The 18054-nt window shown below is 63.0% G+C and carries 12 protein-coding genes and 1 pseudogene; 3 read left to right on the top strand and 10 right to left on the bottom strand.

What is annotated here, in order from left to right; genetic code table 11:
* Nucleotides 1-104 precede the first annotated feature (104 nt).
* The 5 genes from C3B71_RS02615 to C3B71_RS02595 all read right to left on the bottom strand — a co-directional run bounded on the left by C3B71_RS02615 (nt 105) and on the right by C3B71_RS02595 (nt 8402).
* Nucleotides 105-2165 (bottom strand): beta-galactosidase, encoded by a 2061-nt coding sequence (locus C3B71_RS02615; protein WP_108965954.1) that lies wholly within the window; start codon nt 2163-2165, stop codon nt 105-107.
* A complete protein-coding gene (locus C3B71_RS02610) occupies nt 2165-5233 on the bottom strand; it encodes a glycoside hydrolase family 2 TIM barrel-domain containing protein (protein ID WP_108965952.1) in 3069 nt (1022 codons plus the stop codon). The genes C3B71_RS02615 and C3B71_RS02610 overlap by 1 nt, the downstream gene beginning before the upstream one ends.
* Entirely contained in the window at nt 5230-6042 is an 813-nt protein-coding gene (locus tag C3B71_RS02605) for a carbohydrate ABC transporter permease (RefSeq protein WP_108965951.1), read from the bottom strand. Before C3B71_RS02605 ends, C3B71_RS02610 begins: the two co-directional genes overlap by 4 nt.
* Complete coding sequence (locus tag C3B71_RS02600) at nt 6035-6979, bottom strand: carbohydrate ABC transporter permease (protein WP_108965949.1); 945 nt, start codon at nt 6977-6979, stop codon at nt 6035-6037. The genes C3B71_RS02605 and C3B71_RS02600 overlap by 8 nt, the downstream gene beginning before the upstream one ends.
* 115 nt (nt 6980-7094) lie before the next feature.
* Nucleotides 7095-8402, bottom strand: coding sequence for an ABC transporter substrate-binding protein (locus tag C3B71_RS02595; protein WP_234416054.1), 1308 nt, complete (start codon nt 8400-8402; stop codon nt 7095-7097).
* A gap of 218 nt (nt 8403-8620) precedes the next feature.
* Here C3B71_RS02595 and C3B71_RS16665 point away from each other — a divergent pair.
* Both C3B71_RS16665 and C3B71_RS02590 read left to right on the top strand, forming a co-directional pair.
* Nucleotides 8621-8782 (top strand): annotated as a pseudogene (locus C3B71_RS16665) (LacI family DNA-binding transcriptional regulator); the annotation flags it as partial.
* Nucleotides 8783-8845: 63 nt separating this feature from the next.
* A complete protein-coding gene (locus C3B71_RS02590; protein ID WP_234416183.1) occupies nt 8846-9643 on the top strand; it encodes a substrate-binding domain-containing protein in 798 nt (265 codons plus the stop codon).
* A gap of 378 nt (nt 9644-10021) precedes the next feature.
* On the opposite strand, the gene yicI is transcribed toward C3B71_RS02590, so the two are convergent.
* The 5 genes from yicI to C3B71_RS02565 form a co-directional block, all read right to left on the bottom strand.
* Entirely contained in the window at nt 10022-12322 is a 2301-nt protein-coding gene (yicI, locus tag C3B71_RS02585) for an alpha-xylosidase (RefSeq protein ID WP_108965947.1), read from the bottom strand.
* Nucleotides 12323-12352: 30 nt separating this feature from the next.
* Nucleotides 12353-13285 carry a carbohydrate ABC transporter permease gene (locus C3B71_RS02580; protein WP_108965945.1) on the bottom strand — a complete coding sequence of 311 codons (933 nt, stop codon included), beginning with the start codon at nt 13283-13285 and terminating at the stop codon, nt 12353-12355.
* A gap of 1 nt (nt 13286) precedes the next feature.
* Nucleotides 13287-14219: a carbohydrate ABC transporter permease gene (locus C3B71_RS02575; protein WP_234416053.1), complete on the bottom strand. Its 933-nt coding sequence runs from the start codon at nt 14217-14219 to the stop codon at nt 13287-13289.
* Nucleotides 14220-14221: 2 nt separating this feature from the next.
* Nucleotides 14222-15538 (bottom strand): ABC transporter substrate-binding protein, encoded by a 1317-nt coding sequence (locus C3B71_RS02570; protein WP_108965942.1) that lies wholly within the window; start codon nt 15536-15538, stop codon nt 14222-14224.
* A 100-nt stretch (nt 15539-15638) separates the two neighbouring features.
* The gene (locus tag C3B71_RS02565; protein WP_159097620.1) at nt 15639-16703 is read right to left on the bottom strand and encodes a LacI family DNA-binding transcriptional regulator; all 1065 of its coding nucleotides are present in this window, start codon (nt 16701-16703) and stop codon (nt 15639-15641) included.
* A gap of 342 nt (nt 16704-17045) precedes the next feature.
* Between C3B71_RS02565 and C3B71_RS02560 the strand changes: the two genes are divergently transcribed.
* On the top strand, nt 17046-18002 hold the full coding sequence (locus C3B71_RS02560; protein WP_108965938.1) for a sugar-binding transcriptional regulator: 957 nt from the start codon (nt 17046-17048) through the stop codon (nt 18000-18002).
* Nucleotides 18003-18054: the final 52 nt, after the last annotated feature.

The raw sequence follows: 18054 nt of genomic DNA, 5'->3' as shown, positions 1-18054 counted from the left end.
ACTGCCAGGACTCAGGCTTATGTTCCTTCACAAGCAAGGCCGCAGCTTTCTTCCCAGGACGCCTGACCAACCCATTCGCAGTTCGGGCATCTCCGCACACAGAGTCAACGACGCGGCACCCGCACAACGATGGCGTCGTCGAGCCCGAGAGTATGCGCCCCGCCGAGTACGGTGCCGCCCAGTAGCGCCGCAACATCGTCCGCGGGCCCAAGGTCAACCCGCCCGCGATTGGTAAGCGTCCAGTAATCCGCCTGGTCACCACGGCGCACCGAAGCGATGACCTCGCCGGCGAGCGGCGTGGGCAAGTCCGCAGTGATGCCGGCGCGAGCGATCAGTTCGGCAAGCAGGTCACTCAGTGCACTGTGCTCGAGCCTCGTCGAGACGTAGGCGGCCGACCCACGCCCCAGTGTCCGACGAGTTACAGCCGGAGTACCGGGTTGCAATCCTGCTTTCAGCGTGTCCTGGCAATCGCTATAGGTCCGTAGCACCTCGACTTCAGGGGAGACAATCTCAACGGGCTCGCACCAGGAGCTGGCCAAGCCGTTTGCCATCGTCCCACCACCATCGACCATGAGGGTCGTACCGTCGAGTAATGGACGCATCTCGTCCACCCGCACACCGAGCAGGCCTCTCAGGGCACCCGGGTAGCCGCCAAGGTAGACCCTGGCGTGCTCGTCGGCGATACCGGAGAAGTAGGTCGTGACGAGGTGAGTCCCGCTTTCCACTGCCTCACGCAGCCGGGCAGCAAGCGTACTCGGCACTAGGTGGAGCAGAGGAGCAGCAAGAAAGTCGTAACGCGCCAGGTCATTTTGCGGACACACGACGTCTACCCGTAGCCCGAGATCGGCAAACACGCGGTACCAGCGTACGAGCTCTTCCCGATATTCGATACGGTTATCGGGCATAGAGTCGCCTTGAAAGAGGAGCCAGGTCTCATAATCGAAGACGAGCGCGCAGCGCGCCGGCAGGCTAGGGCTCCCTGCGACCTCGCGAAGAGAACGCAGTTCTCGGCCCAGTGCGGTCACCTCGCGGAACACCCGGGAGTGCCTACCGGCGTGAGGGACCATAGCAGAGTGGAACCGCTCACCGCCTGCCGCAGATGCCCGCCACTGGAAGAAGCAGATGGCATCAGCGCCGTGACCGAGGTGAGTGAGCGAGTCGCGGCGCAACTGTCCAGGTCGCTTCGCCGGGTTTACCGTGCGCCAGTTCACAGCGCTCGTCGCGTGCTCCATGAGCCACCAAGGCTCGCCGTCGGCGATCGCCGACGTGGCGGAGGCGGAGAACGCCAGCTCCTCGATTCCTCCCTCGCCAGGCAGGAGGTAGTGGTCGTTGGAAATGAAATCTGTGTCGCGGGCCCATGCCGAGTAGTCGATGCTCTGATAGTTCGCCGCCAGCATGAGGTTCGTGGTCACGGGGACGCCCGGTGACAACTCGTGAAGGATCGCGGTCTCGGCTGCCAGGTGATCGCGCAAGGCATCACCGCTGAAGCGTTGGAAGTCAAGCACCTGACCGGGGTTGTTCTGCGCGCCCGCCTGGCGCGGTGGAAGAATCTCCTCCCACCGCGCGTAATGCTGGGACCAGAAACTTGTGCCCCAGGCCGCGTTGAGGTCCTCGAGGTCGTCGTAATGTCCACGCAGCCACGCCCTGAATGCCGCGGCGGCGTCATCCGAGTAGTCGAAGACATTGGCGCCTCCGAGCTCGTTGTTGACGTGCCAGGCCACGACGGCCGGGTTATGTCCATAGCGCTCAGCCAGACGACGTGTGACCTCGAGGGCGTACTGACGGAAGAGCGGTGAAGTTGGCCGCCAGTGCTGTCTGCCGCCCTGCCAAAGAATGTGCCCGTCGTACGTGACCGGGAGGACCTCGGGGTGCTTCATCGTCAACCATGCCGGAGGGGAGGCCGTCGAAGTGGCCAGGTCGACATCGATGCCCGCCTTGGACAGCATGTCGATGATCTCGTCGAGCCATGTGAAGTCCCAGGTGTCTTCGGTGGGTTGGATGCGCGCCCAGGAGAACACTGCGAGCGTCACGACTGTGACTCCGGCCTCTTGCATAAGTGCAATGTCCTCGCGCCAGGTCTCGCGCGGCCACTGCTCCGGGTTGTAGTCCGCTCCGTAGTGCAGCGCGCTGTCGTCCCTACTGGGACGCCGCGGGAACGCCGTCATCACAGCACCCCTGTAAAGGAGAAACGGTGCTCAATCCTGCCGGACGGCAGGAGATACTCCGCGTGTGGGCGTGCCCCCCAGGAGTCATCTCCGCCGAGTCCTCTACGCATAACCGCTGGCCGCAGGACGGTCCTGCCGCTGGCCGGTAGCTCGAAGCTGTGACGAGCATTTTCAATCTCGAATGGGGTCCATGGGAGAGCGGAGAACTCGATCGGTGAGCCATTCGGTGCACTCACCTTCATCCCACGTCCGCGCCGGTCGGTAACCATGGCCCAACGGACACCGGTATGCGATCCACACTCCTGAGGGACGAGATAGTCGGCCATCTGGGAGGCTACGGTACTGGAGTACACGCCCAAACGACCGCCGCCGCGACGATCAATGTAGGTTTCCTCCGGCCCCTCGCCGTAAAACGTCAGCCGGTTCATCGTTCCGGGGAGCTCCATGATGACGGACAGCTCAGGCAACGACGGCGGATCCTCGCCAGGCTCAAGGGTCTCGGTGACCTCTACAGTGCCGTCGGAGAGCACCCGATAACTCATAACGCAGCGCCCGTTCTCCATGCCTGCGAGGACGTACGTGTATGACACGGTGACGGCGTCTTCATCTTCAGCGACGACGGGTTCCGTACCGTTCGCGCTGGGACGAGAGTACCTCGACGCCAGATGCCACTGGCCCTCCTCGAAGGGGCCGCCATATCCGCGCTCGTTGGCCGTCGGAGCGTGCCAGAAACACGGTGTGACGGGGGCACGCAATAGCTCAGTTCCTCCATCCTGTGTGCGTCCGAACCGGTAAGAGGTCAGCGCGGGCGTCAGGAAGGAGAATACGGCTTCGAAGGACTCGCCGCGTACTCCGACGTTGTGCCGTCCGCGGACGAGCTCGGGGCGTTGGGCACGGTTTCCAGGAATGACAAAGAGCGGTACCGCGGGCGCGTGTATATCGGCCGTAGTCGGAGGCGCGATGGTGACGACGCACTCGTCCCAGGAAACCTCTTCACCGGCTTGCGCCCACTGAGTGGGCTCGCGGTAGCGGAAGGAGACCACGATGACGTACTCGCCGCCAGTACCGCCATCACCGTCAGGCAGAGACAACGGCAGTGCGTATGTCTCCTCCGCTCCGGGTGCGACGTCAGTATCGAGGGTGGAGCGGGCAACCATGACGCCTTCGCGCTCGAGCGTGACTACGCAGTCGTAGGCCGAAGAGCGGGTGAACAGGAAACGGTTAGTTACCGTCACACAGCGCTCAGTGACGTGGGTCCGCAACGGCTGGTAAAGGTGGCGCACCTCCTGGATCTTGGGCGATGGACTGTGATCAGCATAGAAAATCCCATTACCGCAGAAGTCGCCGTCGTGCGGCGACTCATCGCTGTCACCGCCGTAGGCCCAGTACTCCTCGCCGTTGGGGGCCGTCAGCCGGATCGCCTGGTCTGCAAAGTCCCAAATGAAACCGCCTTGGAAGCGCGGTTCCCGTTCGCTGAGGTCAAGGTAACGGTCGACCGCACCGAAGGAGTTGCCCATCGCGTGAGCGAACTCGCACAAGATGAAGGGTTTATCCCCGTGACTGCGGAGCATCTCTTCGATACTCGCGGCAGGCGTATACATGTGGGACACAACGTCCGAGGAGTCCGGCCGACGCGGGTCCCAGCAGATGCCCTCGTAGTGGACGGGACGTTGATCGTGGGCACGCAGGAATGCGGCCATATCGGCAATATTGTCGCCGCCAAAGGACTCGTTGCCGCACGACCACATTACAATCGACGGATGGTTCTTGTCGCGCTCGTACATTGATCGCACTCGGTCGAGGACCGCTTCGCGCCACTGCGGCTGATCGCCGGGAACCACGCCGGCGACGCCCTTGTCATGCCGGAGAATCTCGTCCCAAACGCCGTGAGACTCGAGATTGGCCTCGTCAATGACGTAGAGGCCATACTGGTCACACAACTCATAGAAGAACGAGTTATTCGGGTAATGGCTCGTACGGACGGCGTTAACATTCGCGCGTTTCAGGGCGACGATGTCCAGTTCGGTACGCTCGCGCGACATCACGCGGCCCTGCTCCCCAAACTCGTGCCGATTAACGCCCTTGAAGACAATGCGTTCGCCGTTGATCCGTAGAAGACCGTCCTCGATCTCAAGACGCCTCAGTCCGACACGTTGAGGGACAATTTCTTGGACGTCTCCTCCCTCATCGAGCACCTCAATCGTGAGGTCGTAAAGGTGCGGGTCCTCAGCGCTCCACAGATGCGGGTTGCGCACCGTTACGTGCCCCACACCGTCGTCGTCCCAGACCAGCGCGCCGACACCGTCCAACCTGGCCCTCACTCTACCATTGCCTTCGAGACGGGTACCTACTGTGACCTCAGCGGAATCGAGATCGTCGGAAAGCGCGACTCCCACTCTTACGTCGGCCAGATGGACAGCCGGCAGGCGTCGCAACAAGACGGAGCGGAACAGCCCAGAGAATCGGAAGAAGTCTTGGTCCTCGATCCAAGAGCCGGAACTCCATTTAAATACCCTCAGCGCGAGCCTGTTGGAACCACAGCGCACGTACTCCGTGATGTCGAACTCGGCAGGCGTGAACGAGTCCTCGCTGTAACCGACATACTCGCCGTTCACCCAAACAACCACAGCGGACTCGGCGCCTTCCAAGCGCAGGACCAACCGCTCGCCCTCAGGCAGAGACCGGGGTAGCGTGAAACCGCGTACGTACGAAGCGACGGGGTTGTAGTGGCTGGGCACCTGGCCCGGATCGACCTGCTCGTGTCCGTCCCAGGGATACTGGACGTTGACATACTGCGGCCGGTCATAACCGTGAAGCTGAATGTGCGCGGGAACCGGAATGTCGTCCCACTCGATGACATCGTATGACGGGTCTTCGAATCCGTCTACGGCAACCTCCGGGTTCTTAGCGTACGAGAACTTCCACACCCCGTCCAGACTAACTTGGAACGACGACTTACCAGCGGCGACCTCAGCCTGGCTCGCGTACCACAAGTGATCGGAGTGAGCAGGAAGCGTGTTCTCGGAAAAGAAAGCCGGGTCCGCAAGGCGAGCAATGTCGAAACTCATTTGACCGCACCCATAATTCCGTTCGCAAACGACCTCTGAAGGACCAGGAAGACGATCACCGCCGGCAGGGAGGCGATGAGGACCGCGAGCATGAGAACGCCGTAGTCAGTCACGTAACCACTTGCGAGGTTAGACACCAGCATCGGCATAGTCTGGTATTGAACGTCGACAAGAATGATTTTCGGCCACATGAAGTTGTTCCAAGCATTCATGAATGTAACAACCGCAGCCGCCGCATACGTGGATTTCATTGTCGGAATGTACATGCGTACGAAGATGGCCACCTCGCTCAGACCATCTAGTCGCGCCGCCTCGATAATCTCATGAGGAAAAGATCGGGATGCCTGACGAAATAGCAGAATAAGGAAAGGCGTAGAGACCGTCGGCAAGACGACCGCCCATAACGAGTTCACGAGTCCCACTTTCCCGAACAGCTGGAACAGAGGGATCATCGTCGCCGCAAAGGGAATCATCATCGCCAACAGCAATATCGCCATCACCGTATCCTTGCCCCTCGAGTGATAGATCTCGAAACCGTACCCAGCGATAGAGCACACCACGAGCGCAAGGAGCGTTGTCAGCAGCGCTATAGCCGCCGAGTATCCCAAGGCCGAGTACAGGTCGGACAGCTCGAGCAATCGATGCCAGTTATTCGCAAGACTGCCACCGAAAGTCATCTTGGAAGAGAGAACCTCGTTGGAACTGTTTGTAGCCGATACCACCATGAAGTACAGCGGGAACAGCGACAAGAACGCCACGACCGACAAAAATACATAGGCGGGAACACGACGTAGTGAGGATCTACGCATCACGTTTGTCACCAACTTTCATCTGAATGAACGCGAGAACCGCTACAAGAACAAGAATGACGTAGGACAACGCTGAAGCGTATCCGAAGTTCGGGCTCTTAAGGAAGGAGAGCTCGTAAAGGTAGTGCGACATCGACATTGACGTGTACGCGGGGCCTCCCCTCGTGAGATTCCAAGACTCATCGAAGAGCTGGAGCGTTCCGTTAATGGACATGATCGCGGTGAGAACGATCATTGGTTTGAGCTGGGGCACCGTCACGTGCCAGAAGGTCTGCCACGCATTAGCCCCATCGATCTTGGCAGCCTCAAGCGTGGCCATATCGATGTTTTGCAGACCTGCCAGATAAAAGACCATGTTGTATCCCGTCCAGCGCCATAGCAGACCGAGGATAATGACCATGCGTGCTGTACTCGTCTGCCCGAGCCAGTTGACGGGGCTATCGATAAGATGCAACCCTGTGAGCAGGTCATTGATGAAGCCATCGTTGGCAAAGAGAGTACGGAACACAAGTGAGTAGGAGACTAGCGAGACAGCGCACGGCAAGAATATCGCAGTGCGCCAGAACGCCTTGAATCTCAGATTCGGGTCGTTGAGCAGCACGGACAGCAGTAGTGCTGTCCCAAGCATGATCGGGACCTGGATGATGAGGTAGATGAAAGTAGTCTTGAGCGTCATGAGGAAAATCTCGTCGTGGAACAAGCGCTCATAGTTCATCCACAACGGATCAGCGTATTTAAGCCTGGCCCCCCGTCCAGTCTGCAATGACAGTAGAAATGCCTGCACCATCGGCCAGAAACTCATTACGCATATGAGGAGCGCAGCCGGGATGATGAAGACCCACCCCGTAAGGTTGCGCCGCCGTTCGGACCGCGTAGGACGCGTGGCTTTCTTCTTCTTCCCTAAACTCGTTCTTGAGATAATATTCGCCGTCGTCATTGACAATCCATTTCGTCATATTAGCGGATCGCGCCCGCATACTCGTATATCTGTCGCGCGCTCCGGGGGTCAGGGCGGAACAGCGCCTTGACCCCCGGATGGGTAGCACTGATTATCAGTCCATAGCAAACTCGGTGGTATCCGAGGCGTCGGACAGCGCATTGTCGACGTTTGCACCGCCGACGATCTGTGTAAGAGCGGCAGAGACAGCGTCGCGTCCCTCGTAGTAGTAGACGCCAGTGGTCACCGTCGGAACCTTCGACCCAAAGTCGACGACGTCAGCGTAGACCGTCTGGCCGCCGTAGAATTCGGCCGGCTGGTTGTAGACGTCGGAATCGCCGGCAGGTATCCAGTTCGCGATGGCACCTGACGACGGCAAGATGTTGTCGTAGAACTCGGTGGATCCCGCAAAAGTAGACTTTAAGAAGTCCGCAGCCAGGTCGTAGTTCCCCGTCGAGGAAATCGCCCAGAATGAGCCACCGTTAGCCGTGTAGTTTGTAGCACCATCGACGCCATCGACGGACGGAACGTTCGTGACCGCCCACTTGCCGGACTGATCACTCGCCGTCTGGATCGAACCCGAGATCCACACACCGTTGATCGTGCCGACAACCTGCTCACTGGTGAAGGAAGCAACATACTCATCCCACGAGTTGACCTCAATGAGGATGCCCTCGTCGACGAGCTGTTTATAGATTTCGGCGCATTTCTTGAGCGTGTCGTTGTCCTTGATGTGAACCGTTCCGTCATCAGTAAACAGAGAGGAACCCGCCGACTGGTTCATCATCATGATGAGGTCCGACTGCCCCGCCTGGCTCGAGAGCATTGGCTTGTTTATCTGAGACTTGACGTCTTTGCCAATCTCGATGAAGCGTGACCATGTAATGTCAGTTAGGTCGTCGATGGTATAGCCTGCCTGTTCGAGGAAGTCCGTGCGCCATGCCCCGATCGCGGTGCCGGAGTCGAAGGGAAGACCGTACTGAACATCCTCGTAGTTGGAGTAGCTGACGACGGCCTCAGGGAACTGGCTGAAGTCGATCCCAGAGTCGGCATAGTCAGAGAATATGTCCGGGTAGTTTACGATATTCTTCTGTCCTGCCATGTTCTGCATGAGGAAGATGTCTGGGAGCTGGTCGAGGTCCTGCGACTGAGCCAGGGTAGTTAGCTTCTGCTGGACGTCATCCCAGGCCATCTCCGTAATCTCTAGCTTAAAGTCCGGATGGTCCTCTGCATAGATCTTCTCGGCCTCCTGCATCGCGTAGATGTTGAAGGCCGGGTCCCAGCACCAGACCTTGAGGGTGGTGCTGTCCGACTTGGATCCGGAGTCCGAGTCGGAACCGCCCCCGCAGGCCGCGAGGCTAGCAGTGCCGGCAGCCACGAGACCGCCAATCAGCGCAGAACGACGAGTGAGCATCATGGGCATGGGATCTCCTCCTTGAGATCGGCACCTCGTCCCCGGGGAAGGAGATCGAGGCGATGGCAGGACCCGCGGCGTCACCGTCATCTTGGCAGTCACGGGTCCCAGTGTGGGTATGCGCGACAGCGGCAGTAGACTGAAGATGGTTACGCAACCATTGTCGCGTGGGTTACTATCGCAGCAGGGAAGCAACGTGTCAAGCGGCATCGGACAGGAGGCCTGTCATGGTGACCCATCGGCCCCAATCCACGCGTCGCCCATCGATGGCAGACGTCGCCCGAGCGGCGAGAGTCTCTCCGCAGACGGTTTCGAGAGTCGCGAACGGTTCTGCTGCCGTCACGGAACACACACGAGAACGAGTGTGTAAGGCAATAGCTGACCTGGGTTATCGGCCGAACGCCGCGGCCCGCGCGCTCAAACGTGGCACCTTCCAAAGCCTCGGAGTTGTCATGTTCGACCTCTTCTCGGAAGGGCAGTCGAGGATTCTGGCCGCCATTGCCGAAGCAGCGTCTGAAGTCGGCTACTCGATCGTACTGGCGCCCTCCGGGCCGCGCACCTCTGAGGCGGTTTCAGGTGCTGTAGTGCGACTCGAGGAGATGTCGACTGACGCGGTCATCCTTGTTATGGAGGCGTCGCCGTGCGAGGGTACCTTCGTCGTCCCCACCAGCGATCGCCTTGTTGTTGTGACCTCCGGAGACGCCGGCGGCTACCCCAGTGTCGACACCGACCAGGCGCAGGGCGCCAGGCTTGCCGTCGAACACCTGCTGTCCTTGGGACACGACACCGTTCATCACGTGACCGGCCCCGTTTACTCTTATGCGGCGAAGGCGCGCACCCAAGCTTGGCGCGTTGCGCTTGAGGACAATGGACGGAACGTTCCCGAGCCGTTAGGCGGTGATTGGTCCGCTTCCTCCGGTTATCATGCTGGGCTCTCTTTGCTCCGCGATCCGGCCGTCACCGCCGTCTTCTGCGCCAACGACGAGGAAGCACTGGGACTCACGCGGGCGGCTGCTGAGCTTGGCCGTGATATTCCCGGCGATCTCTCGGTGGTTGGCTTCGACGACCTGCCGATCGGAACGGGTTTCCCCACCCCGCTGACGACGGTTCACCAAGATTTCCACGCCCTAGGCAGAGCGTGCGTTCGTCTCGCGCTGCGCCAGATTGAGGGAGCGGCTACCACGTCCGACTCAATACGAATCCCCACCTCTCTCGTCGTGCGCTCCTCGACGGCGCCTCCGCACATCTGAGTCGCTCACTCATGCTCTGCCCACCTACCCCACGTACTGTCATAGCTGCTCGTGGCGGCCCACCCGCGCGAGGCGCAATTGACTTCACCGAGTACCACCATCGCGCTCACGTCGCAGCCCGTCGCGTCGGGCGGTACGGCCGTACGACGCCAGTGCGATACTGGTACCCCGGGTAGGGGCCAAGGTACGTTCCGCATTCTCAACACCCAACCTCAAAGACCATGACAAGCGTCGTCGATCGCCTCGCGACCATACAGCAGAACAGCTTGATTCCAACGATTGTCAAAGCGTAGTGCGCGTCCACGGACACGTTTGTCACGGGTTCTGACGATTCGGACATCGAAACGACTGGCAGGGTGTACTTATTGTCCCGAGCGGTCACATCCTCAAGCTCGGGGCCAGGCTAACCGTCTCTTTACCGTCCGCCCGCACGCGCGTCCCGCCGGCCTCCAGCCGCCACGGCCCGCGAGCGCCGTCGGCCCGCGCGGTGATCACGCCGTCGCGGCGGGCGACGTGGAAGGCGACCGCCGCGCAGTCGTCGTGCGCAGGGACCACCACCTCACGTTCGTCGCCGTCGACCAGGCCGAAGCAGCGCAGGGTGAGGTCGGCGGCCCAGTCGTCCTCCGGCCGTTCCACCCGTCCCGTCACGGGCAGTACACTCCCCTGCCGCACGTACAGCGGCAGGGTGTCCAGGCCGTGGCGCTCGCGCACCCACCGCGGCCCAGCCACCGTCGTCCCATCCCACCAGGAGGTCCAGGTGCCTTCGGGCAGGTAGACCTCCACCTCGCCGTCGGCGTCCATCACGGGCGCCACCAGTAGGGCCTCCCCGAGCATGTACTGGGTGTCGATGTCCCTGGCCCCGGGGTCGTCGGGGAACTCCAGGAACATGGGCCGCATCATCGGCGCCCCCGTGGCGTGCGCCTGCTCCGCCAGCCGGTACAGGTAGGGCATGAGCGACAGGCGCAGGCGGATGAACCGGCGGGCCACCTCGACCGCCTCGGCGTCGAAGGCCCAGGGCACGCGCACCGAGTTCGAGCCGTGCAGCCGGGCATGGGAGGACAGCAGTCCGAAGGCCAGCCAGCGCTTGAACACGCCCGGGTCGGGGGTGCCCTCGAAACCGCCGATGTCGTGGCTCCAATAGGCGAAGCCGGAGGCGCACAGGGACAAGCCGCCGCGCAGCGTCTCCCCCATGGAGGCGTAGGTGGACTCGTTGTCGCCGCCCCAGTGCACGGGGAACTGCTGTCCACCCGCCGTGGCCGAGCGGGCGAACAGGACCGCCTCCCCCTGGCCGCGCCGCTCGCGCAGCAGTTCGAAGACGGTGCGGTTGTACAGCTGTGTGTAGTAGTTGTGCATCTTCTCCGGGTCGGAGCCGTCATGCCAGGCGATGCCCCGTACCGGGATCCGCTCCCCGAAGTCGGTCTTGAAGCAGTCCACACCCATGTCCAGCAGCACCTGGAGTTTCTCCCGGTACCAGGCGACGGCGTCGGGGTTGGTGAAGTCGACCAGGGCCATGCCCGCCTGCCACAGATCGGTCTGCCACACATCACCGTCGGTGGTGCGCACCAGATATCCGCGCGCGGCACCCTCATCGAACAATGCCGAGCGCTGGGCGATATAGGGGTTGATCCACACGCATACGCGCAGGCCGCGGGCCTTGATGCGCTCCAGCATGCCGGCCGGGTCGGGGAAGGTCGCGGGGTCCCACACGAAGTCGCACCAGCGAAAGCCACGCATCCAGAAGGTGTCGAAGTGGAACACGCTCAGCGGCAGGCCCCGCTGCTCCATGCCGTCAATGAATGACATGACGGTCTGTTCGTCGTAGTCGGTGGTGAAAGAGGTGGTCAGCCACAGTCCGAAGGACCAGGTGGGCACCATCGGGGCGCGGCCGGTCAGCGCCGTGTACCGCCGCAGCACGTCCTTCGGGGTGGGCCCATCGATCACGTAGTAGGTCAGGCGCTCGCCCTCCACCGAGAACTGGACGCGGGTGGTGATCTCACTGCCGACTTCGAATGACACTCCGCCGGCCTCGGCGACGAACACCCCGTAGCCGGCGCTGGAGAGGTAGAAGGGGATGTTCTTGTAGGCCTGCTCGGAGGCGGTGCCGCCGTCCTCGTTCCAGATGTCCACGCTCTGGCCGTTTTTGGTGAAGGCGCCGAAGCGCTCCCCCAGCCCGTAGACCCGCTCCCCCGGGCGCAGGGAGAGCTCTTCGCGCATGTAGCGGGTCCCGTCCGGCCCGACGACGTGGGCGACGGCGCGCGGCAGACTTGCCGTGAGCGGGCGTCCGGCGGAACTGAAGACAGCCGTCCAGTCCTCCCCCTCCCGCAGGGTCACGGCCAGAGCGCCGGCCCGCAGGGTGACGCCGCCCGCCGCCTGCTCGACCTCGCCCCGATAGTCCTCCGTCGTAGCTACCGCGAAATGCGGCCCGCGGTCACGCACGCCGCGGTGGTTGACCAGTTCCACCTTGATGACGCCGTCGGCGACGGCGGTGAAGGTCGCCGACAGCAACGCCACGTTCAAGGTGTCGCCACGGCCGGAGACCGGACGGACCGGGGCGTATGCGTGAACAGTGCTGCCGGTGTCGCCGCAGTGGGCGGCGCCGACGGATAGGTCGAGCAGACCGCGGGCCTTTTCCACGGTGTAACCGGGACGGTCGAGCCAATAGCCGTTGGAGAACTTCATGGGGGTCCTTTGCTGATTGATCTGCTTGCGCTACTTAACCGCGCCGGCGGTGACGCCGCGGGTCAGGGTGCGCTGGAAGAAGAGGAAGAACAGGAAGGTAGGAACAAGCGAGACGAGGGCGCCGGCGTTGAGGGTGGGCACGTCGAGCATGCGGTCACCCTGCAGGCTGGACAGGGCGATCGGCACCGTCTGGTTGTCATTGCTGGTGAGCATCACCAGGGGAATGAAGAACTCGTTCCACGTCCAGATGAAGAAGAAGATCGCGAGCACGCTCATGGTGGGGCGGACGATCGGGTAGACCACCCGCCACAGGATCTGCCAGCGGCCGGCGCCGTCGAGCTCGGCCGCCTCCAGCAGGGCGCGTGGGAAGGTGCCCAGCACGGAGGAGAGCAGGTAGGTGCCGAAGGCCGACTGGATGACGGTGAAGATGATGACGATCGACCACGGGTTGTCCGTGAGCCCGGTCTTCTGCGCCATGGTGAACAGGGGGTAGATCAGCCCCTCCTGCGGCAGCATGTTGGCGATCATGAACACGGCCACGATCCAGGCGCGTCCCCGTACCCGGCCCACGCCGATGGCATAGGCGTTCAGCAGGGAAAGCAGCGTGCCGGCCACGGCTACCAGCGCCGAGGTCCAGATGGAGTTCCACAGCTTGACGGGGAAGTTGACTCGCTGCCAGAAGTAGGCCAGACCGTCGGTGTAGATCTGCTTCGGCAGGGACAGCGGGCTGCCGCCGGAGTAGTCGGCCGGAGATTTGAAGGCGTTGATGACCATCAACAGGAAAGGGGCCACCATGAGCAGCGCGAACAGGCCGACGACGGCGAGCACGATCCAGCGTCCGGCGCCCCGATGGAAGCGGTCCTTCCTGCGAGTGGCCGTGCCCGGTTTCGGCGCCGGGGCGCGTTTGGTTGTGCCCGCCGCACGAGTGGCCACAGATGCTGAGCTGAGGACGGTGTCGGACATGTCAGCGTCCCTCCTCCTCACGCCGGGCGCTGCGGTTCTGGAAGACCTGGATGACGCCGGCGATGACGATAATGACGATTGTGAGCACGGTTGAGATGGCGGCGCCGTAGCCGACCTTCGACTTGTCGAAGAAGTTCAGGTAGGAGTAGTAGCTCGGCACCAGGGTGGAGCTCTCCGGACCGCCACGGGTGAGCACGTAGATGGGCGCGAACACCTTCAGCGCCGCGATGGTGCAGGTGAGCACGATCACGAAGGTCTCCGGCCGGATCTGCGGCACGGTGATGGCGCGGAAGCGCGCGAACCAGCCCGCGCCGTCGAGCTCGGCCGCCTCGTACAACTCCGGGTCCACCCGCTGCAGGGCGGACATGAAGATGACGGTCGGGTAGCCGATCTGGATCCAGATGAGCACGAGCATGACCGAGCCCAACGCCGTCGAGGTGGAACCCAGCCAGTTGGGCGGGTCGGTGACACCCAGGCCGCGCAGAATCGTGTTGACCGCACCCGTCTGGGAGTTGAGGATCCAGTTCCACACGATGCCGGCCACGGAGATCGGCAGGATCTGCGGCAGGTAGTACATGGCGCGCAGCGTCGCGGCGGTACGAGAGCCGAAGTGCTTGCCGATGTAGTCGAACAGGACGGCAGCCAGCACCAGCCCGATGAGCGTCGGGATGATGACCATGGCCACGATCATCGACAACGAGTTGCGGAAGGACGCCCAGAACTTCGCGTCATCCAGCAGTTGGGCATAATTGTCCAGCCCGATGAACCGCATCGGCGACATGCCGCCCTTCCAGCTGTTGAGCGAGTACCAGACGTTGAGAGCCAGCGGCACCAGAATGATGATGGTGAAGCAGACCGCTCCCGGAATGAGGTAGGGCAGGTAGGCCAGACTCCGCGACCTGCGGCGCGAGGGCCGTTCGGTTCGGGCGCGCACGGTCAGCCCTCAATGCCCATATCGGCCTTGCCCTCGTCATATGCGGAGCGCAGGTCGGCAAGAACCTCGTCACCGGTCTTGGAACCGTTGATGAGGGACTGCATGGCGGAGACGATCTGGTCGTAGAAGCCCGCCACCGGCCAGTCCGGGTAGAAGGCCAGGCCGTCCTGCTCGTTGATCTGAGCGAAGTTCTCGGTCATGGTGCGGGTCTTCTCGTCCTCAATGGTGGAGGGGTCGCCACTCACCGGCAGCCCGCCCTTCTCGCCGAGGATCGCCTGGACCTCATCGGACAGGGTGATGTCGATGAAGTCGTAGGCGAGTTCCTTGTTCTTGGCATTGGTCGGCACCACCCACAGGTTCCCGGAGGAGCCCGGGAACAGTTCCGTGCCCGGGAAGAGGAACTGGTCCCAGTTCTTGTCGGCCATGTCCCCGACGATCCGCCCGAACCACCAGGAGCCGGAGACGAACATGGGATAGCTGCCGTTGATGAAGGCGGTGCCGGCGTCCTCGGCGGTCAGACCGGCGGAGTCGGCGGCGACGTACCCCTTGTCGATCCATTCCACGAGCTTGTCGGTTCCGGCCTTGATCGGGTCGGCGGTCCAGTCGACGTCGCCTTCGAAGAGCTGGTAGGCGTTGACGAAGGAGCGGTCGGCGTGGGCGAGAACCAACTGGTACCAGAGCTGCCCCATGGGGTACTCCGAGCCGGCCTCGGCCAGCGGGATCTGCCCGGCGGCGACGAAGGCGTCACATACGGCCTCGAACTCCTCCAGGGTGGTCGGCACACTGAGCCCCTGGGCGTCGAACATGTCCTGGTTGTAGTAGACGAACACGTACTCGCCGTAGTTGGGGACCCCGTACCAGTCGCCGTCGCCCATGAGCCCGTCCTCACTGTAGCGGGCCGTGGTCTGCAACGAGGCCGCGAGCTTGGCGTCCCAGCCGCGTTCGGTCGCCTGCTCGGTCAGCGGCTCAATGAGTCCCTGGGAGGCGAGCTGTCCGGAGGTTGAGTTGCCCTTGTTGTACTCCATGATGTCCGGGACGTCGTCTCCGGTCAGCACGATCTTGGCGTTCTTCTGCAGCTGCTCGAAGGTCTGATCCTCGATTTTGACGGTGACCTCGGGGTGCTGCTCCTTGAAGATCTCGATCGCACGGGCCCAGGCCTGTCCCATGGCGGAGTCGTCGGACTCGTAGTCCCAGATGGTGAAGGTGTCCGATCCCGCTCCGGATGACCCGGAGGAGCCGCAAGCGGACAGTGTCGGGCCGAGCAGGCCGGTGGCGGCCGCGGCGGCCAGGAGGGCGTTGAAGTTCCTGCGCTTCATCATGATGTTTCCTCTTCATTGAGTGCGGGCACTCCGCTGGGGAGTGGCGATGGGGCCCGACGCCGGTGGGCGCCGGGAGATTGTGGGTTTCAGCGGGCTGTATTCAGCTGCTGCTCTTCTCGCGCGGATGGTTGCCGTCCAGGTCGGCTCCCGGGGCGGGGCCGAGGCTCTCGCCCTCGACCACCGAGCAGGTCACTAGCTGGTGGCAGTCGGCCGGGTCGAGGCGCTCGTCGAGGATGGCCAGCAGGGCGCGGGCGGCGAAGGCACCCATGCGCTCGCCGGGCGCATGCGTCGTCGTCAGGACGGGAGTTGTCATGGCACCGAGCGTCGGGGAGGAGACCGCGCCGACCACGGAGATATCCCGGGGAACCCTTAGTCCTTGCGCCTGCAGTCCGGCGAGCAGTCCGAGGGAGGCCATGTCATTCATGACCACCACCCCGGTGGGAGGTTCCTCCAGTGCGGCCAGTTCGCGGGCAAGCGCCTGGCCCGCCTGGGGACTGGCGTCGCAGTGGAAGGCGAGCGGCTCCAACGCACGGTTGTTCATCGCCCGCAGGTATCCCTGTCGTCCCCTTACCGCCGGCCCATAGCCCGTCTCCGCCTGGGACGCAGGACGTCCAATGAAGGCGATGCGGCGGTGGCCGAGGCGATACAGCTCGCCGACGGCGTCGTCGACGGTGTGCTCGAAGTCGATATCTACGTATGCCAGTCCAGTAGGGTCGGCGGTGCGTCCAACCATGACGAATGGCAGCCGGGCACGTTTGAGTGCGGCGACTCGCGGATCGTCCACCTCCACTTCGACGAGTAGCACGCCGTCGGCCTTGCCCTGCCGCACCAGCGCCACCAACTCCGCGCCCGCCTCGGTCTCCTCCAACGGCCAGACGGCAAGGCTGTAGCCGTGGCGGGCGGCCTCGTGCTGAGCGCCACGGACGATCTCGAAGACCGTCTCACCCATCGCGGTGTCGAAGCGCGGAAAGGTCATGGCCAAGGTGTGGGAACGGTGGCTGGCGAGCCCGCGCGCCATGGCGTTCGGCTGGTAGTTGAGTTCCTCCATTGCAGCACGGACGCGTCGGGCGGTCTCCGGAGCCACCGGACGCGCACCAGAAAGGGTGTAGGAGACGGTTGACACGGCAACGTTGGCCCGTCGGGCCACATCCTGCATGGTCGCCATGCCTGCCTCCTCGATCCGATCGGCGTATCCGCGTCCCGGCGCTGTCCTTGCCGCGCACAGACCGCACCGGAAGCACCCCGGCCACTGCCCGACCTGTGCTCGCGAACCACTACGCGCGTCGGATCTCGCTGACATTCCAACGTTCGAAGCGTTTCGTCGAAGCGCTTCGAATAGTGTGCAACGCGCCCTCGGCCGGGGTCAACGCGACGCCGAAAAGATCGAAATTTCGATGTCTGGCACTTCACCCCTGCGGCGGTCCCGGGAACACCACCTCGCCCGTCCTCCACGGCCGCCGCTGGGGAGAATCTGCAGCAGTCGTGTCGGCTGACTTAGCATTGGGCCGTGGGCCAGGACAGCACGCGGGGCGATGTCGAACTGCTGCTGAGGGTGGCGCGCATGTACTACGAGCAGCACCTCACCCAGGCGGACATCGCCCGCGAGATCGGCTATTCACGCCCCAGCGTCTCGCGGCTACTCAATCGCGCCCGTGAACAGGGGATCGTGCAAGTCACCATCTCCCACCCGCTCGAACACATCTTGTCGGTGGAGAAGCGCCTGCGCGAGAGACTGCCACTCAAGGCGGTCCGGGTCGCCGAGGTCAACGGGACCGATGTGATCGGAGCCGTCGGACAAGCCGCCGCCGAACTGCTGGTCGACTCGGTCGCGAACGGGCAGGTAGTCGCCGTCGGCAACGGACGCTCCATACAGGCCGCCGCCCAGCGCATCCCGCAAATACCGCGAGTGGACTGCACAATCGTTCAGCTACTCGGTTCGATTCCAGGCGGCCTGCCCTCCTGGGGCCGCGACGCGCCAACCATCTGCACCCGCATTGCCAGCCAGCTTGGCGCCAAGGTGTCCCGCATGCCGGTTCCATTGATCGTGGACGATCCCTCGCTGTTGCGGCCGCTCATGCGCGAGGAGAAGGTGGCCACCACGCTGGCTTTGGCTGCGCGCGCCGACGTGGCGCTCGTAGGCGTGGCCGGAGTGGAGGCGAAGGGCGCGGGTAACATCCTGGCCGAGTACCTCACCCCGGACGTACGTGAGGCCATTCGCGCGGGTGGCGCAGTGGGACACATCCTCGATCACCATTACGACGCCTACGGCAATCCCGTTCCCACGCCGCTGACCCCGCGCACACTGGCGCTGCCCCTGGATGAGTTGCGGCGCATCCCACTGGTCATCGGGGCGGCCGGCGGTGAGGACAAGGTGGAGGCGATTATCGGAGCAGTGCGCGGCGGCATCCTGAGCGCGCTGGCCACCGACTACCAGACCGCCCTGTCAATCCTCGACATGCTCTGAACCGGAGGCCACCCGCGTACCGGGCCGGGAGGAATCAGAGCAAGTATGCGGT

This window comes from Actinomyces sp. Z16, from assembly GCF_003111765.1.
GTDB lineage: Bacteria > Actinomycetota > Actinomycetes > Actinomycetales > Actinomycetaceae > Actinomyces > Actinomyces glycerinitolerans.
This window is presented reverse-complemented; position numbering and strand designations above follow the sequence as displayed.

Bases quoted from the DNA above. Each gene is read 5' to 3' on its own strand.
- C3B71_RS02615 (WP_108965954.1), bottom strand. From the start codon at position 2,165: ATGACGGCGTTCCCGCGGCGTCCCAGTAGGGACGACAGCGCGCTGCAC.
- C3B71_RS02610 (WP_108965952.1), bottom strand. From the start codon at position 5,233: ATGAGTTTCGACATTGCTCGCCTTGCGGACCCGGCTTTCTTTTCCGAG.
- C3B71_RS02605 (WP_108965951.1), bottom strand. From the start codon at position 6,042: ATGCGTAGATCCTCACTACGTCGTGTTCCCGCCTATGTATTTTTGTCG.
- C3B71_RS02600 (WP_108965949.1), bottom strand. From the start codon at position 6,979: ATGACGACGGCGAATATTATCTCAAGAACGAGTTTAGGGAAGAAGAAG.
- C3B71_RS02595 (WP_234416054.1), bottom strand. From the start codon at position 8,402: ATGCCCATGATGCTCACTCGTCGTTCTGCGCTGATTGGCGGTCTCGTG.
- C3B71_RS02590 (WP_234416183.1), top strand. From the start codon at position 8,846: ATGTTCGACCTCTTCTCGGAAGGGCAGTCGAGGATTCTGGCCGCCATT.
- yicI (WP_108965947.1), bottom strand. From the start codon at position 12,322: ATGAAGTTCTCCAACGGCTATTGGCTCGACCGTCCCGGTTACACCGTG.
- C3B71_RS02580 (WP_108965945.1), bottom strand. From the start codon at position 13,285: ATGTCCGACACCGTCCTCAGCTCAGCATCTGTGGCCACTCGTGCGGCG.
- C3B71_RS02570 (WP_108965942.1), bottom strand. From the start codon at position 15,538: ATGATGAAGCGCAGGAACTTCAACGCCCTCCTGGCCGCCGCGGCCGCC.
- C3B71_RS02565 (WP_159097620.1), bottom strand. From the start codon at position 16,703: ATGGCGACCATGCAGGATGTGGCCCGACGGGCCAACGTTGCCGTGTCA.